Source organism: uncultured Slackia sp., assembly GCF_959608125.1.
Taxonomy (GTDB): domain Bacteria; phylum Actinomycetota; class Coriobacteriia; order Coriobacteriales; family Eggerthellaceae; genus Slackia.
This window is the reverse complement of the sequence record NZ_CAUHPG010000008.1, coordinates 61,330-86,888: the sequence shown is the minus strand read 5'-3', so window position 1 is coordinate 86,888 and position 25,559 is coordinate 61,330. Positions and strand designations below refer to the sequence as shown.

16 protein-coding genes are annotated in these 25,559 nt (G+C 63.0%); 8 read left to right on the top strand and 8 right to left on the bottom strand.

Going from position 1 to position 25,559, the window contains the following annotated elements; genetic code table 11:
* Positions 1–401 precede the first annotated feature (401 nt).
* The 4 genes from Q6E04_RS04115 (at position 402) to Q6E04_RS04100 (ending at position 6,116) form a co-directional block, all read left to right on the top strand.
* Positions 402–1,295 carry a homocysteine S-methyltransferase family protein gene (locus Q6E04_RS04115; RefSeq protein ID WP_303249536.1) on the top strand — a complete coding sequence of 298 codons (894 nt, stop codon included), beginning with the start codon at positions 402–404 and terminating at the stop codon, positions 1,293–1,295.
* A 13-nt stretch (positions 1,296–1,308) separates the two neighbouring features.
* A complete protein-coding gene (locus Q6E04_RS04110; RefSeq protein WP_303249535.1) occupies positions 1,309–1,560 on the top strand; it encodes a hypothetical protein in 252 nt (83 codons plus the stop codon).
* Between the two features lie 490 nt (positions 1,561–2,050).
* Positions 2,051–4,540 carry an S-layer homology domain-containing protein gene (locus tag Q6E04_RS04105; protein ID WP_303249534.1) on the top strand — a complete coding sequence of 830 codons (2,490 nt, stop codon included), beginning with the start codon at positions 2,051–2,053 and terminating at the stop codon, positions 4,538–4,540.
* Positions 4,541–4,901: 361 nt separating this feature from the next.
* On the top strand, positions 4,902–6,116 hold the full coding sequence (locus Q6E04_RS04100; RefSeq protein WP_303249533.1) for an IS110 family transposase: 1,215 nt from the start codon (positions 4,902–4,904) through the stop codon (positions 6,114–6,116).
* A 168-nt stretch (positions 6,117–6,284) separates the two neighbouring features.
* Here the strand turns inward: Q6E04_RS04100 and Q6E04_RS04095 are convergent, their stop codons facing one another.
* Positions 6,285–8,777, bottom strand: a complete 2,493-nt coding sequence (locus Q6E04_RS04095) for an S-layer homology domain-containing protein (protein ID WP_303249532.1) — start codon at positions 8,775–8,777, stop codon at positions 6,285–6,287.
* Positions 8,778–8,863: 86 nt separating this feature from the next.
* Here Q6E04_RS04095 and Q6E04_RS04090 point away from each other — a divergent pair, with 86 nt between their 5' ends.
* Together Q6E04_RS04090 and Q6E04_RS04085 are read left to right on the top strand one after the other, a co-directional pair.
* On the top strand, positions 8,864–9,133 hold the full coding sequence (locus Q6E04_RS04090) for a type II toxin-antitoxin system prevent-host-death family antitoxin (protein WP_303249531.1): 270 nt from the start codon (positions 8,864–8,866) through the stop codon (positions 9,131–9,133).
* Positions 9,123–9,428 carry a type II toxin-antitoxin system RelE/ParE family toxin gene (locus Q6E04_RS04085; RefSeq protein ID WP_303249530.1) on the top strand — a complete coding sequence of 102 codons (306 nt, stop codon included), beginning with the start codon at positions 9,123–9,125 and terminating at the stop codon, positions 9,426–9,428. The genes Q6E04_RS04090 and Q6E04_RS04085 overlap by 11 nt, the downstream gene beginning before the upstream one ends.
* A gap of 198 nt (positions 9,429–9,626) precedes the next feature.
* Here the strand turns inward: Q6E04_RS04085 and Q6E04_RS04080 are convergent, their stop codons facing one another.
* Complete coding sequence (locus tag Q6E04_RS04080; protein WP_303249529.1) at positions 9,627–12,296, bottom strand: S-layer homology domain-containing protein; 2,670 nt, start codon at positions 12,294–12,296, stop codon at positions 9,627–9,629.
* Positions 12,297–12,395: 99 nt separating this feature from the next.
* Positions 12,396–15,011: a preprotein translocase subunit SecA gene (gene secA, locus Q6E04_RS04075; RefSeq protein WP_303249528.1), complete on the bottom strand. Its 2,616-nt coding sequence runs from the start codon at positions 15,009–15,011 to the stop codon at positions 12,396–12,398.
* 224 nt (positions 15,012–15,235) lie between these two features.
* On the opposite strand from secA, the gene Q6E04_RS04070 reads away from it, so the two are divergent.
* Complete coding sequence (locus Q6E04_RS04070) at positions 15,236–16,396, top strand: glycosyltransferase family 2 protein (protein WP_303249527.1); 1,161 nt, start codon at positions 15,236–15,238, stop codon at positions 16,394–16,396.
* A gap of 27 nt (positions 16,397–16,423) precedes the next feature.
* On the opposite strand, the gene Q6E04_RS04065 is transcribed toward Q6E04_RS04070, so the two are convergent.
* Positions 16,424–18,052, bottom strand: coding sequence for a polysaccharide pyruvyl transferase family protein (locus tag Q6E04_RS04065; RefSeq protein ID WP_303249526.1), 1,629 nt, complete (start codon positions 18,050–18,052; stop codon positions 16,424–16,426).
* Between the two features lie 133 nt (positions 18,053–18,185).
* Entirely contained in the window at positions 18,186–20,231 is a 2,046-nt protein-coding gene (locus tag Q6E04_RS04060) for a S8 family serine peptidase (RefSeq protein ID WP_303249525.1), read from the bottom strand.
* A 116-nt stretch (positions 20,232–20,347) separates the two neighbouring features.
* Between Q6E04_RS04060 and rfbB the strand changes: the two genes are divergently transcribed.
* Positions 20,348–21,379, top strand: a complete 1,032-nt coding sequence (rfbB, locus tag Q6E04_RS04055) for a dTDP-glucose 4,6-dehydratase (protein ID WP_303249524.1) — start codon at positions 20,348–20,350, stop codon at positions 21,377–21,379.
* Between the two features lie 77 nt (positions 21,380–21,456).
* Here the strand turns inward: rfbB and Q6E04_RS04050 are convergent, their stop codons facing one another.
* The 3 genes from Q6E04_RS04050 to Q6E04_RS04040 all read right to left on the bottom strand — a co-directional run bounded on the left by Q6E04_RS04050 (position 21,457) and on the right by Q6E04_RS04040 (position 25,372).
* Positions 21,457–22,632, bottom strand: a complete 1,176-nt coding sequence (locus Q6E04_RS04050) for a cation diffusion facilitator family transporter (RefSeq protein WP_303249523.1) — start codon at positions 22,630–22,632, stop codon at positions 21,457–21,459.
* Positions 22,633–22,657: 25 nt separating this feature from the next.
* Complete coding sequence (locus Q6E04_RS04045) at positions 22,658–22,954, bottom strand: hypothetical protein (protein WP_303249522.1); 297 nt, start codon at positions 22,952–22,954, stop codon at positions 22,658–22,660.
* 267 nt (positions 22,955–23,221) lie between these two features.
* The gene (locus tag Q6E04_RS04040) at positions 23,222–25,372 is read right to left on the bottom strand and encodes a Tex family protein (RefSeq protein WP_303249521.1); all 2,151 of its coding nucleotides are present in this window, start codon (positions 25,370–25,372) and stop codon (positions 23,222–23,224) included.
* Between the last annotated feature and the right edge of the window lie 187 nt (positions 25,373–25,559).

The following is a 25,559-nucleotide window of genomic DNA, read 5'->3' as shown; positions in this document are numbered from 1 at the left end:
AGGGGGATGAACGATGCTCTAAGCATCGCAACTGCTCTTCGGCAGACAAGGGAAGGAGGGGAAGCCTTCGCGCTTGCAGGTCCTAGTATAAGGGCGCGTTTTCAAGAACCTATGATGGCGATATGTACGTCCCATGTGCTAAATGCCAAGAAGATGTAAAGAGGTCACCGACCCGTTGATCAAGGCCGTTCGCCGGCACTACGCGGGCCGAAATCGCGTCTGCGTCGCGTTCCGGCAGTTTCCTGCGCGCCGGCCGCATCGGGCCTCATCTCCGTGTCGTGCGATACAATGATTCCCATGTTCCGGCGGCTGCGCGGCGTTCGTTTCGTCGTTTCGCAGCTTCGTCGCTATGAGAAACTTCCCAAGAATTCTGTTCGCTCGCGTTGAAAGGACGTTGCTCCATGCCCGATATCGAAATACGTTTCCATAAAGACATGCTGGTCCTTTCGGCCCCGATCGAATACGCGCTTGAACGCCAAGGAATCGATGTCCAGGCCGATGCCGAATTTATCAGTTTGATGGAACCCGAAACCGTGCATGATGCGCTCAAGATGCAGGTGACGGCCGGCGCCCAATGCCTGGTCACCAATACCGAAGGCATTTGCGAGGCGTGCTTGGCCCATAAACGCATGGAGGGACGAACGGCGGAGCTTGCCTCCATCGCGCTTGAAAGCGCTTTGGAATGCAAACCGCAGCATCTCGTGTGCGAGGTAGGAACATGCGGTCTTCCGCTGGATGCGAGCAGCGAGGCCTCGCGCGCCCAAAACACGGAGCAGTACGAAGATGCGGTGCGCGCTTTCGGCGACCACGGCTTCGACGCCGTATTGATGAACGGCTTGCGCAGCGTGGGCGATGTCGAATGCGCGATCGAAGGCGCGCGTCGCGCGACGGACCGCCCCGTGTTCGCATCGATCGAGCTGCAGAAGGACGGAACCTTCGCGGGCGGGTCGTTCGAAGATGCGGCCGTCGCGCTCGATAAGGCCGATGTGGCCGGTTTCGCCTGCGCGGGCGATGCACAGGTGCTTTGCTCGGCCGTGCGCCGTCTGGCGGAGCTTACGAGCAAACCCATCCTGGTTCAGATCGAGCTGAAGGCGGCCACGCCCGCCGAAAAGAAACGTGCCGGCCTGGGTGCGCCTGTTCCCGAGAATCCCTACGCGCTTCCCGACGCTCTTGCCGATGCCGCCGTCGCCGTGCGCGCGGCCGGCGCTCAGTTCGTGCGCGCGTGCGGTCAGGCAACCCCTGCATGTACGGGTGCTTTGGCCGTCGCCGTTGCGGGCACCGATTGCCTGAGGTAGGGGGAGGGCGTTTATGGCATTGCTCGAGCGCAGCGAATCGTACGGCGAGCTGCAGCGCGTCGTCGACTACCTGTATAAGAACGCGCGAATCGTAGAGCGGCTGGATGTGATCCTTGCGGCCGAAACGTTCGACATTTGCGCCGATCTGCGAGAAATCGTGGATCTGCTTCCTCCGGGAACGTATACGCGCGTGGCGCTGTGCATTCAGCTTAATTCGTCGATCGCAGGGCACGGATGGGGCTATACCTACGGAACGGTCGAATAGGGCTATCTTATGCGGCGCTATATCCGCAGGTTCGGATCGGTGAACGTCGCGTAATCGTGGGTGAAAGGGCTTTCCCGAAGTCGGGGAAGCCCCTTTTATGCCGTTTTCTATACCTATATATGTGATGGCTCGTTTACGCTTCGTCGATCGCGAAGGTGCAGCGCGAAGGAAGGCGATGAAGGGGCGGCCTGTCCATTAAATATCGCTTGGGGCGAATACGCCCTCCAAGCGGTCAAATGAATACTTCGATACGCATATAAAGAAGATCGACATGAAACGGCACCAATATGAAGCGGGTGTGAACCGATAAAAATTCGAATTTCGTTGCTTGTATTGACTGGGTACCTGATATAAACTGTTCGAACGATATGACATTTGGTATTGGCATGCTTAATAAAAGAAGCAGCAATTGTGACAGCGATGCGAAGCCAGGGCTGAATGACGTATCTAAAATACCGAGTCATTTTGAGCTCTTGAAAGGAGACAAAACATGACGGCTTACGTCAATGACGAACAGAAGAAGGAGGGCGCCTACGGCAAGGCCGTCAAGGCGACCCTGGCTGCCACCCTGGCAGCAGGCATGGTCCCCGCCGCCGCCGCTTTCGCGGACGAGCCGGCCGAGGCTACCGCCGAGGGCAACGATGTCGAGGTCCTCTGGGCCGGCGATGCGGATAACTTCAAAGGCGGTCAGATTACCAAGGTCAAAGACCAGAACGACAAGGTCTACGAAGTGGCCGACGGCAAAATCACCGTCAAAGCCGGTGCGGTGACGGCCCTTACAATCGCCGAGTTCCAGTACGCCGACGGCACGTTTGCTACCGCCGAGCAGCTGAAGAAAATCGAGTTCACTCAGCCCGGCACCCAGAATTACAACAAACCCGGGACCTACAAGGGCTTCAAAGCAACCGAAACCGACAACAGCTGGACCTCTCTCGAATTCGCCGTCGTCGTCGAGGCCAACGAGCTCGAGGGCGTTACTCTCTACAACAACTCCGACAGCAAGAACGACGTCAAGAACGCCTCCTTCACCTATAGCGCAGACAAGTTCGTCTTCGGCCTGGCCAAGGACGGCAAGAACTTCACCGACGCGAGCGTTGACGGCGTGTATGCTGCCGACGACACGTTCCTCAAGACCAACCTCAAGGACAAGGAACTCGCTGCAGGCTCCTATAACGTCGTTGTCAAGGGTTCCGGCAACTACGTCGACTCCAGCATCATCCTGTCCCTCACGGTTGACAAGTTCGACATCAGCAAGTCCGATCTGACGATCAAGGACGCCGCCGTCGCCGAGCAGGATAAGGGCACCATCGTTTCGCCCTCCGGCTCCGTGCCTCAGAATGTTATCGCGAAGCTCAAGGCCACGGGCGACAGCCTGCCCGTGAAGGTCGGCGCCTACTCCGCCACCATCGCCTCCGCGGACGAGAAGAACGCCAGCATCGTCGGCACCAAGAAGGTCGACTACGTCATCGCCGAGGAGATGCTCACCAAGTTCGCGTACGGCGCCGATTGGACCACCCCCGTTGTGGTCGATTTGTCCGACGAGAAGCCTGCGTACTTCGACGCCAGCAAAGTCGTTGTCAAGAACGCCGACGACGACGTCCTCAAGCAGGGCGAAGACTACGAGCTCGTTGTGACCGACAAAGACGGCAAGGCCGCGACCCTCGACGACCTGAAGAAGCCCGGCAGCTGGCTGGTCTACGTCAAAGCCATTCCTGGCAAGGATTTCACCTATGCGGGCATGAGCGGCGGTCTTGAGGTCAATGTCAAGGCCGGCGATCTGACCGACGCCAACCTCGTCCTGAAGTTCGACGATGCGCTGTCCAACGGCACGATTAGCACCGAGTACACCGGCGAGAACATCCTCGACAGGATCGACGTCGTCGTCACGGGCAAGGACGGCAAGGAGCTCGTCAACGGCACCGACTACAAGGTCGTGGTGAAAGACTCCAAGGACGCCGAGGTCGACGAAGTCGTCGCCGTCGGCAACTACACCTTGGGAATCGAAGCCGAAGGCTACGAGATCACTGGAACCTCTAGCGCCACCATCGAGGTTACCACCAAGACCGTCAAGAAGCCCCAGCTCGCCAACGAAACCGTCACCATCGTCAAGGGCGACAAGGACAGCGATCCCAATAAGGCTCCCAACGATCCCGCCGATCTCACGGGCATCCCCTACACGGGCGGCGAAATTGCCCTTGAGCTCAAGTACTTCGCAGGCAAGGTTGACGGCAAAGACACTTACAAGCCGCTCGACGCCTCCGAGTACACCTACACCCTTAAGAAGGACGGGAAATCCGTCGAGTCCATCCTCGAGCCCGGCAAATACGAGGTTACCGTGAAAGACGCCAAGGGCGGCAACTTCGACGTCAACGGAACCGTCTGGCTGCGCGTCATCGACGAAAAGGTGTTCCTCGACGTTCCGACCACCGAGTGGTACTACGACGAGGTCCTCACCGCCTACCAGAACGGCTGGATCAAGGGCTACAGCGGCGGCAACTTCTTCGGCCCCAACGACGCCGTCACCCGTGCCGATGTGTGCGTGACGTTGGCCCGTATGGCCGACGTCGACCTTGAGATCGACGCGACCGACGAGAACGCTGGCTCCGAGGTCGGATTCTTCGAGACCCCGTTCGCCGATGTCGACGGCAACATGTACTACGCTCAGGCTGTCGCCTGGGCCGCCAAGGCTGGCATCGTATCCGGCGACACCGGCACCGGCAACTTCCGTCCGACCGACCAGATCTCGCGCGAGGAGTTCGCTGCCATGCTGGCGCGCTACGCCGAGAAGAACGGCGGTGACGTGAACGCCGACGCCTCCGCGCTCGACAAGTACGAGGACGCCTCCTCCGTCTCCGGCTGGGCGAAGGGCTACGTCGCCTGGGCCGTCGAGGCCGGCATCATGGGCAAGGACACCTCCGTCCTGTGGCCGACCGAGAACATCACCCGCGCAGCCGTCGCGACGATGCTCGTCCGCCTCTAAGGAGTTTTGCCCGACGTCCCATCGCGGACGCCAGGATAAGAGCCCGCCCCTCGCGGGGCGGGCTCGCGGGAGGACGCCTCAGGGCGCCTTCCCGCGAGCCTTTGGCTTAAAGCAAGCTGTCGCACAAACGCTTCGACGACGAAAGGGCCCCTGCATAGCGCAGGGGCCCTTTCGTGTCGGGATCCAATCACGATTCGTCTATACTGAAACCGCTGTCATTCGCACGGCAGCCACGTTTCTTTTCGACCTGCGAAATCGACGAGAACCGTGCGGCCGGAGGGCGCACGTTATATCTCCTTGGGGTTCGGCCTCGTATGAAAGGATTGCGTCTCCGGCCTTGTCGCCTTCGTAAAGGAGCGCCATGCATTACGTCGGAGTCGATATTGCAAAAAGGACCCATTGCGCCGCCGTTTTGGATAGTGCAGGCGCTATGGTCGCCGAACCCTTCCTTTTCAATAACGATTCCCAAGGATTCGCTTCTTTTCTGATGAGGCTCGGAGGCTTGGGGGTCTTCTGTGACGATTGCACGATCGCCATGGAATCAACGGGGCATTACTGGTTTGCTTTGCTCGATTTCCTTATTGCCCACGGGTTCGAGCCCATCGTGCTCAACCCCATTCAAACCGATGCGTATCGCAAGGTAGACAGCGTTCGCGCCGCAAAAACCGACGTGATAGATGCAGTACTCATCGCAGACCTCGTCAGAGTGAAGCATTTTGCTCCCTGGAACAGAGGCGATGAACTTTGCGATGCGCTGAAGCAGCTGACGCGATATAGGTCGTCGCTCGTTTCTCAATCGACGAGGGTCAAGAATAAAACAACAGCGGTTCTCGACCGCGTATTTCCTGAATATGCCGAGATTTTCGCTCATCCTTACGGCCCTACCTCGAAGGCCGTGCTGCAGCGATGCCCTACGCCGCAACAGGTTACACGCTTCGGAATCCATCGCCTCACGCGGCTTATCGAAACGGCTTCCAATGGGCGTTGCGGCAGAGATTACGCAGACACGCTTATGGCCGCCGCACGCACGTCTGTCGGGGCGTCGCGTTCGTCAGATGCTCTCGCGCTCCAGATAAAGCTGATGATGGAGCAGCTGGAATTCCTCGAGCGGCAGATGAAAGACCTCGATGAAGAAATAGCCGTTATCCTTGATGAGACCCCTGGCAAGTGGCTCGTCACAATTCCTGGCATGGGCCCGACGCTTGCTGCCCAGATAACAGGAGAAATCGGCGATCCGTGGCGTTTTTCAAGCGCCCGTAAATTAGTGGCGTATGCGGGCATGGATGCAACTGTATCGCAGTCGGGCGAAAGTGAGATGGCGGGCCATATGTCGAAGCGTGGATCGGCGCAGCTTCGCTACGCTCTTGTGCGTGCGGCAGATGGTGCACGCAGGCTCGATCCGTATTTCAAAGAGTATTACGAGCGTAAGTTGCGAGAAGGCGCGCATTACTTCTGTGCGATATCGGGCGTTGCACGTAAGCTTGCCGGCGTAGTGCTGGTACTTATGCGAGAAGAACGGCCGTACAAACCATGGCCCCCACGTGATGACAATGACGAGACAGAAGCCGCGGTATAAACACGGAACGGCCCCGCAAATGCGGGGCCGTTCCGTTGGCTAGGCCTTGGTGCGACAGCATGCGTTAAGCCATAGGCTCGGGAGAACCCTCTGGTAAGAAGGCTCTCCCGGGCCCGCGCCCGGACCCGAGGCAGGAAGCCTCGGAATCCGGATGCGGTCAAAACGATACTACTTGAGCGGTTCAGCCTGGAAGACAGTGGTCATCTTGGCCATCTGGGCGCGGGTGATGTCGCCCATCGGGTCGAGGACCGTGTAGCCGCCGAAGATCTCGTTCTTGACGGCCCAGGCCACGGCCTCCTTGGCCCACGCGGGGACGGAGTCGCCGTCCTCGTACTTGGCCAGAATCTCGTCGGCCTCGCCCTCTGCCAGGTCAACGCCCTGGCCGGTGGCCTTGGCGTAGCGCTGCATCATGGCGCAGAACTCGACGCGGGTCACGTTGGACTCGGGGCGGAACTCGGTGGTTCCAGGGTAGCCAGAGACAATGCCCGTAGAGGCTGCCCAGGCAACGGCGTCAGCATACCAAGCGTCTGCAGCAACATCAGAGAAAGACACGCCGCCCTCGAACTGGCCGTAAGCGCTCGCCATACGAGCCAGAACCTGCGCAGCCATGGCGCGCGTAGTGCTCAAATTCGGCGCAAAGATATTGCTGTTGCCGATGCCAGTCATGTAGTAAGCCTTCTGGGCGTTGTAAACGTGTTCGTAGTACCATTCGGTGTTCGGGACGTCGGAGAAAATCTTCTCGTCGGTCACGGTCAGGCTAAGGTCTGCGTTGGAGACATTGTAATTAGTCTCCTTAGCGTTGTCGGCGACCTTCACTTTGTAGCTGCCAAGGTCCTTGATCGCGTCGACCTTATCGTTGTCCTTGGTGACGGTCAACTCGTAGGCTTCTGCCGGCAGAGCGACCCAGGCTTCCTTGCCCTCCATATCAACGGTCTTGTACTGCAGGGCAAGCTCGACCGCCTCGCCGGTGTAAGGAACCTTCGCGGACGCGGTGTCGCCGAAGAGGAACATGGACGGATCGATACGGACCTCGGTCGCCTTAACAGGATTGACGGTGAAGTTAGCCTGGTCGGAGAACGGATAGTTCTCGCTCGAGATGGCGACTCGGTACTCGCCAGCGTCGACCATGGAGTCTGCGGCAACGAATTCGCCCTTGTCGTTCTGCTTCAGGAGCTCGACCTTGTAGTCCTTGCCTTCGACAAGCGTCTTGTCGCCGGACTTCACGACAACGGAGACGTTCTTGAACAAATCTTCACCGGTGTAAGTGAGGGTCTTGCCCTTGACGACTTCACCTTCGTATTTCACGAAGACTTCGCTATCCGTGTCGACGGAACCGTCCTTGACGACAACCCTGAAGGAGGCGGGGGCGCTGGAATACTCGTAGTTGGTAGAGGCCGGGTCGACAGAAACCTCGACGTACCACTTGCCAGGCTTGGTCAGGTTGGCATTTTCAACGATTTCGCCATTCTCATCGTTCTCGCGAACGACCATGTTGACCTTGGCGTCCTTGATGAGCTCGCCAGCGGCAGTGTAGGCGGCAAGCTTCTTCGCATCGAAGACGGTCGGATTCTCGGCGGAATAGTCAGTATCGATGTTCGAGAGAGCCTTGCCGTCATAGAGAACCTTGGCATCGGTATTGACGGTCTTGACGACCTTGATGTCCTGGGTGCCAGTGACGTTGGCGTTATTCTCGACGGCGGTCACCTTAACGGTGTAGACGCCCTGACCCTTGCCTCCGTAGATGGTATCGGGAACAGCAGTTACCTTGGCGGTAGCCAGCTTCTCCACGTCGTCCTTAATGCCGTTGATGGAAGCGACCGTCACGGGGGCGTTCAGGTCACCGCCCTTGAACGCCTCGTCAAGCTTGATGTTCGCCTTGGAAAGGTCGAGCTTGGCGATGGTGAAGGAAATCTCCACCTCCTGGCCGGCGTAGATGTCCTTACCGGTAACGACGGCGACGTAATCGCCCGCATCGGAAGGAGCGGTCGTATTGCCGGTGCTGCTGCCCTTAGCATGGTATTTTACGTCGTATTTGGCGCCATCGAGCTCCTCGCCATTCAACGCGAGCTTGAGATTGAGGGATTTGCCCGTGTACACAAACTCGGTGTCCTCGACGTCGTCGCCCTCGAAGAGGGTTGCATCCTTCAGGCTGGTGGAGCCGATAGTGAAGGTGGCCGCAACTTCGGACTCCCACTTGGTTTTCTCATCGGTTACGGTAACACCGTATTTGCCGGGCTTGACGACCGCGGATCCAGCGAGGGCAGAACCGGTCTTGTTACCGTCGGCGTCGATGGCGTAGTACTTAAACTTGTACTTTGCGGAATCGGTGACGTCGATGGCCGCGCCCTGCTCGGGAGTGAACTCGGTCGGGACGACGAAGTGAGCCTCGCCGTCTGCGACGAAGGAAACCTTGGCGAGGTCAGCGATGACGTTACCCTCGTTGTCCTCGGCGGCGGTGACCTTACCTGCCTTGAAGGAATTCTCGGGAGCGACGGTCAGCAGCTCGACGTCGTTGTCCTCGGCGGTAGCCTCGGCCGGCTCGTCCGCGAAAGCGGCGGCGGCGGGGACCATGCCTGCTGCCAGGGTGGCAGCCAGGGTCGCCTTGACGGCCTTGCCGTAGGCGCCCTCCTTCTTCTGTTCGTCATTGACGTAAGCCGTCATGTTTTGTCTCCTTTCAAAGAAGGAGCGGAAGCGGTCCGAAAGGGCCGAAATGGTATAATCAGGCCATCTTGAGGAGAGGAGGAAGCATGCCCGTATGCGTTCCCGTCAAGGACATGAAAGACACCGCGGCCTTCGCCCGCACGGTCGAATCGGCACCCGGCCCCGTGACCGTCACCCGCAACGGATACGACGCCTTCGTCGTCATGCGCACCGACGACTACGAGGCGATGCAGCAGGAGCTCGCGAAGGGCCGCCTGCTCGCGCGCGTGGCGAGGGCCGAGCGCGAATACGCCGAAGGCCGCTACGAGGCCGCGCCCGCGTTCCTCGACTCGCTGAGGAGCAGGCATGGCCTCTGATTGCATCGTGCTGGAAAGCGCCCGCGAAGAGGTCGAGGGCATCGTCGAATATCTCCTCGCGGTGTCGGACGGGCCGTCCGCCGCGAAGTCGTTCCTCGACTCGTTCGAGGCTCTCCTGCGCGAGATCGCCGCGAACCCTTCGCTCCACGCGCTGTCGCGGCTGCCGGAGATAGCAGCCCTCGGATACCGGGCCGCGTTCATGGGGCGCTACGCGGTGCTCTATTTCGAAAGGGACGGCCGCGTGTTCGTGGCGCACGTGTTCCATCAGAGGCGCGACTACGCGCGGCTCGTCTAGCGCTGCTTGAAAGTTTTGAATACACGAAAGGGCCCCTGCGCTATGCAGGGGCCCTTTCGTCGTCGAAGCGTTTGTGCGACAGCTTGCTTTAAGCCAAAGGCTCGCGGGAAGGCGCCCTGAGGCGTCCTCCCGCGAGCCCGCCCCGCGAGGGGCGGGCTCTTGTCCCGGCGTCCTCAGAGGGACGTCAGGCGAGGTGTTTTAGAGGCGGACGAGCATCGTCGCGACGGCAGCGCGCGTGATGTCCTCGGAAGGCCACAGCACGGTGGTGTCGACGCCCATGATGCCCTCTTCGACGGCCCAGGCGACGTAGTCCTTGGCCCAGGCGGAGACGGAGGAGGCGTCGGCGTAGTCGTCGAGCACGGAAGCGTCGGCGGTGACGTCGTTGCCCAGCTTCTCGGAGTAGCGGGCCATCATGGCAGCGAACTCCTCGCGAGAAATCTGGTCGTCGGGGCGGAATGCGCCGGTGTTGCTGTCGCCCTTGACGATGCCGGTGTTGGCAGCCCAGGCGACGGCCTCGGCGTAGTACATCTTGCCGTTAACGTCGCCGAACGGGGTCTCGAAGAACTGCATCTCGGAACCGGAGTTCTCGGGACGGTCGATCCAGAGGTCCTTGCCGGCCATGCGGGCCATGATCACGCACACGTCGGCGCGGGTGATGGCGTCGTTGGGTCCGAAGAACTTGGTGTTGTTATAGCCCTTGATCCAGTTCTTATCGACGGCGGTGGCGATGTTGTCGAAGTACCACTCCGCCGGCGGGACGTCGTAGAACTTGAGCTTGCTCTCGTCGACGACGCAGAAGTCGACCACGGTGCCTGCCTCGGTCGCGAACTTGTAGTTGGAGGCCACGGAGGAGTTCAGCGGGGCCACGGTCACGCGGCACTCGCCCTCGCCCTTGGCGGTGGTGACGGTCTTCCAGACGCCGGCCTCGGCATCGTACTGCTCGAGGGTGAGCTTCAGCTCGGAGTTCTCCTCGAGGGCCTTGTACTCGGTGCCGTTGTTGCGCTGAATGTCCAGGCTCCAGTTGGTGCCGGCAACGTAGGGCAGGCCGTAGCCCTCCTTCTTGAGGGGAGCGTAGTAGATGGCGGAGTCCTCGAACTGCTTCACGGCGCCGACCTTGATGTTGTCGAGGGCCATCGGGGCGATGGTGAACTCGACGGCGGTCTGGTTGGTGATGTCGTACGCGGAGCTCTCGATGACGATGCTGTAGGTGCCAGCGTTCTTCATCGTGTCGCCGGCCTTGTACTCCTTGCCGTCCTGGTCGACGATCTTGACGGTGTAGTCGGAGGTGGCGACGTCCTTGCCGTTGGCGTCCTTCACACCGAACGTGAAGTCGTTGACGGCGTAGCCGCCCTTGGGATCGTACTCGGCGTCGAGCTCGTTGCCCTCGACGACCTTGCCGCCGTAGGACACCCATGCGGTGGCGTCGGCGTCGATGGCACCCTTGGTCACCTTGACGGTGGCGGAGGCGGTGCCGCCCACGTTGTAGTTGCCGGTGCCGGTGACGACGGAAACCTTCACCGTGTAGGTGCCGGGCTCCTTGATGACGTTGTCGGCGAGAACGGTCGCGGTCACGTCAGCGCCCTTGGCGTCGAAGACCTGGACCTTGAAGTTGCTGGCGGCATCGCCCTTGGTAAGGGCGGACTCGCCGTCGAAGGCCTGGACCTTGGTGGCATCGAAGATGACGGGCTTCTTCTGGGAGAGATCGGTGACGAACTCGGTCTTCCAGGCCTCGTCGTCGTAGCCGAAGGAGGCGGCGCGAGCGATCTTGTTCACCACGACGTCGACGTTGGTGCCATCGATGTTGGCGGCGTCGGTGGCGGAAGCGGTGAACTTATAGGCGTCAGGGGCGTCGAAGACCTGGCTGGCGTTGAGGGCAATGGTGACCATCTCGGGATTGAGGACGGTACCGTTGTTGCTCACGATGCGGTTGGCCTTCGTCGGAACGGCATTGGTGCCGATGACGTCGTCGACCTGGATGGTCGCGCTTGCAAGGTTGAACTTGTTGACCGTGAATGCGGCGGTCTTGCCTTCCTTGCCGGCGTAGATGCCCAGGCCCTTGACCTCGGCGTAGTAGCTGCCGGCGGCGATAACATCGGCGGCCTCGTTGGAAGCGGCCTTCTTGAAGGTCACCTCGTAGTCGACGCCCTGCTCGAGAGCGGTGCCGTTGCCGGCGATGCCGAGGTCGAGCTTGTCGCCCGTGAACTCGAAGTAGTTGTCGTCCGTGTCAGCGGCGTCGGAGGGGTTGACCTCGAAGACGGTCAGCGTGCCAAGGTCGGCAGGAGTGATGGTGAAGGGAACGGAAACCTTGCCGCCCTTGTACTCGCCGTCGATGGCCTCGACCACGGTGACGTAGTTGCCCGGATTGATGACCTCGGACAGGGCCTCGCCGGTCGGCTTGCCGTCCTTGTCAGCAGCGTAGGTATTCACCTTGTAGTTGGGGTCGAGGGCGAGAGCATCGCCCTTGTCCAGGTCGGCGTCCGCAACGAGCTTGACCGCACCCACGGAAGGAACTTCGACCGTGGTGGGGACGACCATCTTGGAAACGCCCTTGTGGGCAGCCAGGGAATCCATGCCGTCGAGGTTGAAGCTGCGGAACGCCTTGCCGTCGAAGTAGACCTGAGCGGCAGTGACCTTGCCGGCGCTGAAAGCCTCGGCAGCGCTCGGGTTGGCCAGCAGCTCGACGTCGCTATTCTCGGCGGTAGCCTCGGCCGGCTCGTCCGCGAAAGCGGCGGCGGCGGGGACCATGCCTGCTGCCAGGGTGGCAGCCAGGGTCGCCTTGACGGCCTTGCCGTAGGCGCCCTCCTTCTTCTGTTCGTCATTGACGTAAGCCGTCGTGTTTTGTCTCCTTTCATAAAAGAGCTGCGCCATGGCGGTTTACGTGTTTTCGGACACGAAAAAGCTCCGTCTGCAGGCAGACGGAGCTTCGGTTCGCTTGGAGCGGGGTAGGGCGGCTTGAGCGCTTCGGCCTTATGCGCGGCCCAGCGGGTTGTGCGCGTCGATATCGGTGTCTTTGTCCAGCACCACGGGCGCTTCGCCGTTGCTGTACACCATGCGGTCGGGATCGAACGGGTTGTCTTCCTTGGCGATGGTCATCTCGGCGCGCTCGGCCTCGGTGGGCATGCGCAGGATGGTGCGCAGCAGGTCTTCGTAAATCGCGGCGGTCAGTTCTGCGAACGCCTCGTGGGCCTCGTCCTTGTATTCCACCAGCGGGTCGCGATGGCCGTACGAACGCAGGCCGATGCCCGCCTTCAGGTAATCCATCTCCTGCAGGTGGGCGACCCAGCTCACGTCGATGATGTGCAGCATCACCATGTTGCACAGCTCGCGGAACTTCTCGTCGCCGAACGATTCGCGCTTCTCTTCCAAAGACCCCTCGAACGCATCGGCCAAAAGCTCGTACAGGTCGTCGCTTTCGGTGTCCTCGTCCAGCTTTTCGGCGGCATCGAAGCCTTCCTTGCCGGTCATGTCGTCGACCCAGGCGTTGAGATCCGCGATATCCCAGTCGTCGGAGGGCATGGATGCGGGGCACGTGGTTTCAACCGCGCGGTCGAGCACCGATTCCACGATGTCGTCCAGGATGTCGCAGACGTTCTTGCCGTCCAGGATGGCGTTGCGTTCCTTGTAGATGGCCTTGCGCTGCAGGTTCATGACGTCGTCGTACTGCAGCACCTGCTTACGCGAATCGAAGTGAATCGATTCCACCTGGTGCTGCGCGGTGTCGATCACCTTGGTGACCAACGGATCCTGCAGCGGAATGGTGTCGTCGCCCTGTTTTTCCATCATGGCGGACACGGCCTTCAGGCGGTCGCCGCCGAAACGGCGCAGCAGGTTGTCTTCCAACGAAAGGAAGAAGCGCGATTCGCCCGGATCGCCCTGGCGGCCCGATCGGCCGCGCAGCTGGTTGTCGATGCGGCGCGACTCGTGGCGCTCGGTGCCTATGACGTACAGGCCGCCCAGCACGCGCACGGCGTAGCCTTCGCTTTTCAGGGTATGGTCGGCGTACTGCTGGGCCGATTCGATCTGCCAATCAACGGGGTTCTCGGGGTCGGCGCCCAGCTTTTCAAGCCACTCGCGCTTGAGGTGGCCTTCCGATCCGCCCAGCAGGATGTCGGTGCCGCGGCCTGCCATGTTGGTGGCGATGGTCACGGCGCCCATGCGGCCCGCCTGGGCCACGATGCCGGCTTCCAGCTCGGGGCTTTTGGCGTTGAGCACCTGGTGCGCGATTTTGCGTTCTTTCAGGATGGCGCTCAGGCGCTCGGACGCGTCGATCGACGTGGTGCCCACCAGAACGGGCTGGCCCTTGGCGTGGCGTGCCTCCACCTCGTTGGCCACGGCGGCGAACTTGGCCGCCTCGGTGCGGAAGATGTAGTCGTCGCGATCCTTGCGGATGACGGGCTTGTTGGTGGGGATGGGAATGACGGGCAGGTTGTAGATCTGCCTGAATTCGCTGTCCTCGGTAAGCGCCGTGCCGGTCATGCCCGAAAGCTTCTTGTACAGGCGGAAGTAGTTCTGCAGCGTGATGGTGGCCAGGGTCTTGGACTCGGGCTTGATTTCAACGCCCTCCTTGGCCTCGACGGCCTGGTGCAGGCCTTCGGACCAGCGGCGGCCTTCCATGATGCGGCCGGTGAATTCGTCGACGATCTTCACCTCGCCGTCGGCCACGACGTAATCGATGTCGCGCCTCATGGTGAACTGGGCCTTGAGGGCCTGTTTGAGATGGTTGGCCAGGCGTCCCGAGATGTCGGCGTACACCTCGAACCCGAGGGCCTCTTCGATCTTGTCCAAGCCGCGCTCGGTGGCATAGATCGTGCGCTTTTTCTCGTCGTAGATGTAGTCCTCGCCGTCTTTGAGCATGGGCATGATCTTGGCGAAGCGCACGTAGTCTTCGGCCGCGGCGGCGCCCAGGCCGCTGATAATCAGCGGGGTGCGGGCCTCGTCGATCAGAATCGAGTCGACCTCGTCGACGACGGCGAAGGTATGGCCGCGCTGCACGCGGTCTTGCGCGGAAGACACCATGTTGTCGCGCAGGTAGTCGAAGCCGAACTCCGAATTGGTGCCGTAGGTGACGTCGGCGGCATAGGCTTCGCGGCGCAGCGCCGGCGGCATGTTGTTCAGAATGACGCCTGTGTCCATGCCCAGGAAGCGGTAGATGCGGCCGGTGTATTCGGCGTCGCGCTTGGCCAGATAGTCGTTCACGGTGACGACGTGCGTGTTGCTGCCGTTGAGCGCGTTGAGGAAGCATGCGGCGGTGGAGACGAGCGTCTTGCCCTCGCCGGTCTTCATTTCGGCGATGCAGCCGTCGTTGAGCGCCAGACCGCCGATCAGCTGCACGTCGTAGTGGCGCATGCCGGTGGTGCGGCGGCTTGCCTCGCGGATGAGCGAGAAGGATTCGACGATCAGGTTCTTCTGCTTTTCGCCCGACGTGGCGCGTTCGCGCAGGGCGTCGGCCATCGATCGCAGCTCGGCGTCGGTCTTTTCCTGCAGCGCGGGTTCGGCGGCGTTGATGGCGTCTACCAGACCCAGATAAGGCTTGAGGAATTTGTCGTTGCCGAAAGTGAGGAGCTTAGAGACAAATGCAGGCATGAATGCGCTTTCTCGCGGATGGATAGGACAATCGGATTGATTCAAAATGTACATTGTACGTGATGGGGCGGCATTCATGCAGGACGCAGGCGATTCTGCATGAAAGAAGGATGCGCGCTCCCGAACCGCATGCCGCGTACCGCGACGCGGACGTGCGGTGTGCGGATTAACGGTAGAATGGAGCGCGATGTGCTTCGAGCGCTCGATGACGAAGGAGACACCCGATGGATTTGACGATAGTCGTACCCGTGTACAATGCGGCCGCCTACCTGCCCGCCTGCCTCGAGCAGCTGCAGAACCAGGACTTTGCGGCCGGCGCATGCGAAATCGTCCTGGTGGACGACGGCTCCGTCGACGATTCGCCGCGCCTGTGCGACGAATACGCCCGCACGATCGATTGCGTGCGAGCGGTGCATCAGGGCGAGAACCGCGGCGCCGGCGCGGCGCGCAACCGCGGCATCGAGGAGGCTCGCGGCGATTACCTGTATTTCTTCGACGCGGACGACGCTATCGAGCCGGGCTCGCTTGCACGCCTGGTCGAGCGTATGAAGGCGGACGATCTGGACGTGCTGTTCTTCGGCGCGCGCGTCGTGTACGAAAGCGAGCGCGCCGAGGCCCTGCATCCGCAGGATGCCGACTACTTCCGCAGGATCACGCAGCCGGGCATTCTGAACGGCAAGGCGATGTTCGAGCATCAGGTCCGTGCGGGCGATTTCTGCGCCCAGCCCTGCGTGCAGATTTGCAAGACATCGTACGTGCGCGAGGGCGGGGTGCGCTTCGCCGAAGGCATGGTCAACGAAGACAACGAATTCGTGATCAGGTCCATGACGGCCGACGGTCGCTGCGCCATGGTGCCCGATACGTGTTACGGCTATCTGGTGCGCGAGGGCTCGGTGACCACCGACCAGAGCAAGGGGCTGGCGCGCTTGCGCGCCCATATGTATCTGTCCGATTTTTGCCGCGCCCGCGCCTACGCCGCTCGCGATGCAGGCGAAGACGGCCTGTGCGAGGCGTTCAGCATGCTGGACGAATGGTTCGTGGATTGCGCCGTGGAGGCGTGCGATTCCATGGTGGACGGCTTTCCGTCCACCCCGCTGTGGCCCGACAACGTGATGGCCGCCGCCGACCAGCGCGAATGCTACTGGCGTCTGTGGCAGCGCCAGAACATCATCAGAATCCAGGAGGGCTCGATCGCCGACCTGGATGCCAAGCTTGCCGCCACGCGCGCCGAACTCGATGAGTCGCGTCGCGAGACGGCCGCCAAGATCGAAGAGCTCGATGCCGCGTACGCCGAGATAGAGGCGCTTCGCTCGTCGGTGTCGTTCAAAGTCGGCCGTGCGATCACCGTGCTGCCTCGTGCCGTGAAACGTGCGCTCGGGCGTTAGCCGGGGCTTTGCGCCGTGTGCGTCGCGCTACGCCCTGCCCGCGATGCGCTTGATCGCGCGCGGCAAGGCGCCGATCGCGCGGCCCGCTTTCCAAGTGGGTGAGGCCACCAGCTCTTTGCAGCGCGCCCGTGCCGCCGCAAGCTCGGTTTCCAGATGCGCGCAGCGTTCCCGTTCGCGCTCGAGCTCTTGCTGGGCGATCGATACGTCGCGTACGTATAGACGCGTCGACGCACGCGGCACGTCTGCCGCATCGACCGTTTCGAAGAAGGTTTCGAAGGCGTCGAGAGCCTGCTCGCGCAGCGCTGCGGCCTGCGTGCGCACGCGCTCTGCCGCGGCATCGTCTTGCATGAGCGCGTCGAACGTCGCCGTCGCGCCCAGGGCGGTACAGTCGGGTTCCAGCAGGAAGGCGCGCGCATCCATGGTGTCGTAGAACGCTTCCACCTTATCGTTGTAATCGATGCCGATCGAAGGAATGCCCAGGGCGTTCGACACGATCGAGCAGTGCAGGCGCATGGCCACGGATGCCTGGGCCTGCGACAGCGCCGCCACGGTGCTGTCGAAATCGTCGGTCAGGCCGAAGAACAAGGCCTCTTCGGCATGGCGCATTCTGCCTGCGATGCGTTCGTGCACCGCGTGGTCTTCGGGCGCGAAATCCAAGAACACCGTGCGCCAGCCCTTCGTTTCGAACGCGTGGTCGAAAAGCGTCGCCATGGCGTCGGCCAGACCTTCGCCGCAGGTGCGGTGATCGCGAAACGACGCCGAAAGAAACGGCGCGTCCGCCAGGCCCGACTCCTCTTTCCAGCGCTCCCACGCGTCGCAGCGCTCGGGGCGTTCGATCGAAAACGCCAGGTCGGCTTTCACCTGGATGAGCGAGCGGTCGACGCCGGCGTTTTCGAGCAGCTGCGCGGTGTGCCGGTCGCGCGGCAGGTACAAGGGCTTGGTGAGCGATGCCATTTCTACCAGCTTGCATGCGTCGGCGTTGGCGAGCGGGCCTGCGCCCACGCCCAGAAACACCGCGGGCACGCCCTGCTGGTAGGCCATGAGGCAGCATGCCGTTTGGCCGGCTATTTCGGAATGCGGGTTGAGGTAGAGGTCGATCGGGCCCGAGGTCCAGTCTTTGAAGGGCTCGTCGAACATGATGCCCGCCATGAACACGAGCGCCGAAGCGCCTGCGAGCTGGGCGAACAGTTCGGCCTTCATGGGCGGGGTGACGGATGCCACGCCGTGCCGCGCGATCGTGCGGTCGGGCACGTGGCCGATGGCCGACACGTAGGAGCCGGGGTAGCGCTTGCGCACGTTGGCGGCGATCAGCGAGAAGATAAGTTCGTCGCCGAAGTTGTCGGGACCTATGTAGCCGAACACCACCACGTGGCGAATGGGCTCGTCCTGGCCTTTGCCCGAACGCTCGCAGGCCGCCAGGATATCTTCGACGGAGTCATGCGCGCAGGCCACGCAGGCGGGGTCGAACGTTTCCAGAAACGGCGCGGCGGCGGTGCGGTCGAGGTTGCCTTCGGCGTCGAAGATGCTAGGAACCACGGCGGGATCGAGCAGCTCGACGCCGTGGCCCAGGGCCTTGAGCTCGAGGTAGGTCCGTGCCGCGGCGTCTCCCGCCTGGAAGCGCGCGTGTCCCACGAGTGCGATTCGGTAATACGCCATGATGGCCGCCTTTGCAGTGTTTCCGATTATACGTTGGTGCATCATAGCACGACGCCGCCGGGCTCTTGCGTCGGCGGCGTCGTGCGCGGACGGGCGCCGCCGCAGGCAGCGCCCGTCGGTATGAGGGGCCCCGTTAGAGCAGGCCGCCTTCCATGGCGTTCATCATCACCTGGGCCATCTGGGCGCGGGTGATGGGCGCCTGCGGCATGAGCCGCTTGCCGTCCGCACCGTCCACGCCGTTGATGACGCCTTCGTCGGTCGCCCAGGTCATGGCGTCGCGAGCCCAGCCGTTGGTCGCGTCGTGGTCGGGCAGGGCCGTGAATGCGCTCGGGTCGGCGGCGGCCACATCGGCTTTCGCGGCGCGTGCCATCACGACGGCCAGCTGCTCGCGCGAAAGCTCGCTGCTCACGCCGAACATGTCGGAGCCTTTGAAGCCTTCCATCATGCCGGTGGCGACGGCCCAGTTCACGGCGGGGGCGTACCACTGGCTCTGGTCGACGTCGGCCAGCGGGGCGGGGGCGTGCTGCGCGCCGTTGCTGAAGCGGTTGTACAGGATCTGCGCGGCCTGGGCGCGGGTGAGGCCGTCGTGCGGATGGAAGGCGCCGTCGTAGCCGCTCATGATGCCGCGGTCGTTCACGTAATCGGCGGCTTTGAAGAACCAGTCGTCCGCCGTCACGTCGGAAAACGCCGAGTGGTGCTGCATCAGGTAATCCACGGCCCCTGCGGCATCGAGCGCGCCGTGGCTGCCGCTTCCTTGCGCGCGGTCGGCGTCCGCGTCTTTCACGGGCGCGGCCGATGCGTAGAGCGCGGCCTTGGCCTCGTCGACGGTCGCGTCGGGTTCAGCGGCGAACATAAGGGCGAAGGCGCCCGATACGATCGGCGCGGCGAGCGAAGTGCCCGAGGCGGCGGTGAAGCCTTCGGCGTCGCCGCTGGTGCTGGCGCGCGGCGCGGTGATCGATTTGCCGGGCGCGCTGATGTCTTTGTATTCGTTGTAATCGGACCAGGACAGGTCGGTGCCGTCGGCATCGAGCGCGGTGACGGACACGCAGGCGTCGAAGTCGGCGGGATAGATCGGCCTGGTGTCGGGCTTGGATGCCTTGTCGCCGTTGCCGCCGGCGCACACCGTGACGATGCCTTGGTCTTTGGCGGCGATGATGGCGTTTTCGAGCGCCTGGTCGTTCAGGGTGGAACCGTAGGCGCCCAGGCTCAGGTTGATCACGCGCACGTTCGCCTTGTCGCTGCGGGCCAGTTCTGTGACGTAGTCGTATGCCGCCAGCAGCGATTTCGTGGTGATCTTGGGCTTGGCCGCGTTGTCGTCGCATACCTTCACGGGCACGATTTCCGCGTTGAACGACGCGCCCGCCATGCCGAAGCCGTTGTTCGCCACGGCCGCCGCGGCTCCCGCCACCATGGTGCCGTGGCCTCCGTTGAAGGCGTTCTGTCCGTCGGCGTACAGCGGCGCGTTTTCGCTTGCATCCCAGCCGTATTCGGTCAGCACGTTGCCCGCGAGGTCGCGATGGTCCGCCATGACGCCCGTGTCGAGCACGGCGACGGCCACGTCGCCCTCGGTCCGAGCCTGATTCCATGCGTCGTCGAATCCGGCGTTGTAGAGCCAGTACTGGTTATTCGGTTCGCCGGGGTCGGATATCTGCGCGTAGGGGTCGTTCGCGGCGATTGCGGCCAAGACGGCGGCGTCGTCGGGGACCAGGCCCGAAGCGGCTCCCGCGTCTTCGGCAGGGTCGATCAGATGGTAGACGTAGTTGGGCTGGGCCTCCTCGACACCTTCGATCGCGGCGGCCGCGGCTACGGCGTCGTGTACGCTCTGGCCTGCGGCGGGGGCGGCTTCGATGACCGTAGAGCCGTCTGCTGCGGCGAAGCGGCCGGTTTCTTGCATGCCGAGCTGCTTCAGGCCGTCGGCCACGGCGTCGGCCGCGTCATCGGCGGAAAGGGTACGCGCGGCATCGTCGGCCTTGGCGAACACGAGCACGCCGTCTGCTTCGGGCTCGGCAGCGGCGGGCGCCGCCTGGCCGGATGCATCGTGCGTTGCGGGGGCGGCGTATCCGGCGGCCGCCGGCAGGCCGAGGCTCGCGAACACGAGCGCGCTCGATACCAGCACGGCCCCCGTGCCGTTCAACATGGCGCGGCGCTTGGTTGCGTCGATGGTGGGAATGATTCGCATGGCTTTCCTCCGTCCAAGATGATTGCTGTATTGTATACCCGCAAGAATTCGACCGCGCCTCGTCGCAGGCGCGCAGACGGGCGGCGGCGTGTTGGCCGGCCGCAAGGAGGCGGTTTATGGAATCGGCGCAGGGCTTCGCACGAACGGTCATGGTGACGGGCGGCGCCGGCTTCATCGGGTCGAACTTCGTCCGGCTCATGCTGGCCGAACGTCCCGACGTGCGCGTGGTGAACGTCGATGCGCTCACGTATGCGGGATGCGTCGACAACTTGGCCGACGTGCAGGACGATTCGCGCTACGTGTTCGTGCGAGCCGACGTGCGCGACCGCGCGGCCATGGCGCAGGCGTTCGCGCGTTATGCTCCCGATGCGGCGGTGCATTTCGCGGCGGAATCGCATGTGGACCGTTCTATCGAAAGCCCTTTGCTATTCCACGACGTCAATGCGGGCGGTACCGTGGCGCTGCTCGAGGCGGCGCGCGACGCCTGGGCGTGCGGCGACGGCTTTCGCGAGGGGTGCCTGTTCGTGCACGTGTCGACCGATGAAGTGTATGGCGACCTGCCGTTCGATTCCCGTGGAGACGACGCGTTTCGCGAGGATGCGCCGCTGCGTCCGCGCTCGCCCTATGCCGCGTCGAAGGCGGCGGCCGAGATGTTCGTGCGCGCCTATGGATCGACCTATGGTCTGCCTGCCGCGGTAGTGCGCTGCTCGAACAACTACGGCCCGCGCCAGCACGAGGAAAAGCTTATCCCCAAGACGATCGCGTGCGCATGCGCGGGATCGCCCGTGCCGCTGTACGGAAGCGGGCTGAACGTGCGCGACTGGCTGTATGTGGAGGACTGCTGCCGTGGCGTGCTGGCGGCGCTCGAGAAGGGAGTGCCCGGACAGGCGTACAATCTGGGCGGCGGTTGCGCGCTGCCGAACGTGCGTCTGATCGAAGCGGTGCGTTCGGCGCTAAGCGAGGCAGGGCTTGATCGGGCGGCGGCGTTTTCGGCCGAGCGCGTGGCCGATCGCAAGGGTCACGACCGCCGCTATGCTATGAACTGTGAAAAGGCGGCCGTCGAGTTGGGGTGGCGTCCGACCACGTCCTTCGAGGAAGGCATGCGCGCGACGGTTGCGTGGTATTTGGAACGGGCGGGTATCGCCTAGCGTGCTTGCGAAGCCGTGTGCAATACGGCAAGGCCCTGCACGACGCGGCTGTGCAGGGCCTTGTTTTGCGATAGGGATTACTTGGACGAAGCGTAGCTGTCGTCGACGGTGATCTTGCAGACCGCGTCGGGGCGGTGCTCCTTGACGATCGTCGTCACCTGTTCGATCAGCTCGTCGTCGGAAAGAGCCAGGTCGGCGGGGCGCAGCACGTCGAAAATCACGTTGGTGTGCGTGGGTCCCGGAACGATGCGCAGGTCGTGGATGGTCAGACGAGCGTCGATGCGGCGGATGTTTTCGGCGATCCATCGGCGCAGGTCTCCCACGGCCGAATCGGACGTGACTATGGGGTCGTAGTGCAGCACCAGCAGCAGGTTCTCTTCGGTGCGGAAGGCCTCTTCGATGTTATCGATCACATCGTGGCTTTTCAGCGGGTCCATTTCGGCGGCCATTTCCACATGCGCGCTCGCGAAGCGGCGGCCCGGGCCGTAGTCGTGCACGATCAGGTCGTGCGTATCCAGGACGCCCGGGTAGCTCACGATCTTGTCGTAGATATGCTTGACGAAGGCGGGGTCGGGCGCCTTGCCAAGCAGCGGGTCCACCGTGTCGCGCACCAGTTCGATGCCGCTGTAGACGATGAATGCGCCCACGGCCAGGCCCGCCCAGCCGTCCAGATTCACGCCGCCGAATTCGGCGATAAGCGTGCAGATAAGAACGGCCGCAGTGGCGATCACGTCGTTGCGGGAGTCCGCAGCGGTGGCAAGAAGCGTGCTCGACGAGATGCGCGTGCCGAGGCTTTTGTTGAAGGCGGCCATCCAAAGTTTCACGACGATGGACAAGACGAGCACGGCCACGAGCGCGATGCTGAATTCCACAGGTTCGGGGTGGATGATTTTATCGAACGACGAGCGTACCAGTTCGACGCCGATGACCAGGATGAGCACGGCGACGGCCAGGCCCGACAGATATTCGAAGCGACCGTGACCGTAGGGGTGCTCGGCATCGGGCGGTTTGCTGGCAAGCTTGAAGCCGAAGAGGCTGATGATGTTGCTCGATGCGTCGGAGAGGTTGTTGAGCGCGTCGGCCACGATGGCGACCGATCCCGCCGCCGCGCCCACGGCGCCCTTCGCCGCGCAAAGCGCCGTGTTGCACACGATGCAGACGATGCTCGCGAACGTGCCGTAGGCGGTGCGCACCGCGGGGTTTTCGGTATCGTCGGCGTTTTTCACGAAACGCCGGGTGAGCCATTCGAGCATGCTCGTCGTTCTCCTTCTCGGTTTTCTACTCGTCGCGCCGGGGTTTCGACGTCAGGTGCCACCCGTTGCAGTACGGGCAGCGGTAGCTGTGCAGCCCTCGCGTTCCGTGGTCGGCGCAGGCGGCGATGGCCTCTTCGGCTTCGGTGCGGCTGCGGTAGCGGTTCTTCGATTCGCAGGCCTTGCGGCGCACGGCGGCGTCGTGCTCGAGGTCTTGGGTGCGGCGGCGTTCTTCTTCGCGGGCGAACACGTCGTCCATGCCTCCGAGGCCCGCTTTGAATGCGGCCGTCTGTTTCGCCAGAGCCGAACGTTTCCTGCTGGTCATGGCAACCCCTTTCGCGATGCGGCTTAACGTGCGCCCTATGATAGCAGCGCCGCATGCCGGCCGCTTGGGGCGGCATCGTGCGCGCCGGGACGCGGCTCGGTTTCTGCCGGGTCGGCGCCGGACCCGAGGCGGGTTCGTGCCGGAATGCGTTCGGGTTCGCGTCAGGATGCGGCCTGGTCGGCGCCGGCATCCTGACGGATTGCGGCCTGGTCTGATTCGGATTGGATCCGGAGATGCGCCGGATGCGCGTCGGAATCAGGTCGGGATTCAGCGGGGCTTCACCATGGAAAGCGATATCTTGCCACGCTCCTTGTCGATCTTTTCCACCCAGACGGTCACCGTGTCGCCCACGGCTACCACGTCGGCCGGATGCTTGACGAAACGCTCCGACAGCTTGGAGATGTGCACCAGACCGTCCTGCTTCACTCCGATATCCACGAACGCGCCGAAGTCGACGACGTTGCGCACCGTGCCCGTCAGCTCCATGCCGCAGGTCAGGTCATCGAAATCGCGCACGGAGGTGCTGAACACCGTTTCGGGCGCGTCTTCGCGCGGGTCGCGTCCCGGCTTTTCCAGCTCGGCCGCGATGTCGCGCAGGGTGGGGACGCCGCATCCCAGCTCGGATGCCAGGGCCGCGATGTCGCCGATGCGCGCGCCGATTCCCTTGATGCCGCCGTTTGCCAGTTCGCCGGCCTTCACGCCCGCGCGTTCGAGCAGCGCTTGGGCGATCGGGTAGCTTTCGGGATGGACGCTCGTTGCGTCAAGCGGGTTGTCGCCGCCTGCGATGCGTAAAAAGCCCGCGCAGTTCGAATACGCCTTCGGCCCCAGGCGGGCGACCTTTTTCAGTTGCCTGCGGTCGGTGAACGCCCCGTGTTCTTCGCGATAGGCCACGATGTTTTTGGCAAGGGCGGGCGTGATGCCCGATACGTATCCAAGCAGGCTGGCGCTGGCTGTGTTGAGGTCGACGCCCACGCGGTTGACGGTGCGCTCCACCACGCCCGCCAGCGCGCGGCCCAGTTCGGCCTGGTCAAGGTCGTGCTGGTATTGGCCCACGCCGATCGACTGCACGGGTATCTTCACCAGCTCGGCCAAGGGGTCTTGCAGGCGGCGGCCCAGGCTCATGGCGCCGCGCGTGGTGACGTCCAAATCGGGGTATTCCTCGCTTGCGATCTTCGAGGCCGAATATACCGACGCGCCCGCTTCGTTGACGATCGTGTAGCGCAGGTCGGCGGACGATTCGGCGATGAACTGCGACACGACCTCTTCGGTTTCGCGGCTCGCGGTGCCGTTGCCGATGACGATGGTGTTGATGCGGTGGCGCGACACCATGCGTTCGAGCGTGCGCTTGGTGCCTTCCACATCGCGGCGCGGCGGGGTGGGATAGACCGTGCCGTGATCGAGCAGCGTGCCGAATTCGTCGAGCACCGCCATTTTGCAGCCGGTGCGATAGCCGGGGTCCAGGGCGATGATGCGCGCGCCTTTCACGGGCCGTTGCGACAGCAGGCTCTCGGTGTTTTTCGCGAACACGGCGATGGCGTCGGCCTGGGCGCGCTCGGTGAGCTCGCTTCGCAGCTCGCGCTCGAGCGACGGGGCCATGAGGCGCTTGTAGCCGTCAGCGATCGCGGCGTCGAGGCTTTCGGCGAAGGGTCCGCGGCGACGCACGATGCGCCTGCCAAGCAGGTCGATCGCGGTATCGGCATCGGTGCGCACGCGTACGCGCAGCTTGCCTTCCTTCTCGCCGCGGTCGATGGCCAGCACGCGGTGGTTCGGGATGCGCCGCGCGGGCTCGGAGAAATCGTAATAGGTTTCGTAGGTGGTCTTTTCGGACGCGTCGGTCGCCACGGTTTCGAATCGAGCGGTCTTATGCGTGAAGGCGCGCAGGGCCGCGGTATGTTCGGGATCGTCGGCGATCGTTTCGGCCACGATGTCGCACGCGCCTTGAAGCGCCGCTTCGGCGTCGGGATAGCCGCCCTCGGCGTTCACGTAGCCCGCAGCGGCGTCCAGGGGGCTTTTCACGTTCATCGCCTGCGCCATGACGAGGTTCGCCAAAGGCTCCAGCCCCGCGGCGCGCGCCTTCGATGCCCGCGTGGCGCGTTTTTTCTTGAACGGCTTGTATAGGTCTTCGACGCGCTGCATGACCGTGGCCGCCTCGATCGCGGCGCGAAGGTCGGCCGTCAGCTTTCCCTGCTCGTCGATCGCGGCGATCGTTTCGGCTTTGCGCGCTTCGAGATTGCGCAGGTAGGCAAGGCGCTCGTCGAAGGCGCGCAGGGTCGCGTCGTCCATGCCGCCCGTGGCTTCTTTGCGGTAGCGGGCGATGAAGGGGATGGTGTTTCCGTCGTCGATGAGCGCGACGACGGCTTCGGCCTGCGCGGGCGATACGCCGAGCTCGCGCGCCAGGGTTTCGATGATGTGCGGCATAGGTGCTCCGATGGGTCGGCCGCGGCGGATCACGCTTCGAGGCGTCCGTCCGCGGAAAGCGGTTCGATATCGTCCGAGCATTCTAACGCCGCCGCCCGTTGCGCGCCCGCCATGCGCGAAAAGCCCTCAAAGAGGAAAGGCCCGCACGAGGCGGGCCTTTCCGAGGAGGGGTGTGCGGCCGTAGGGG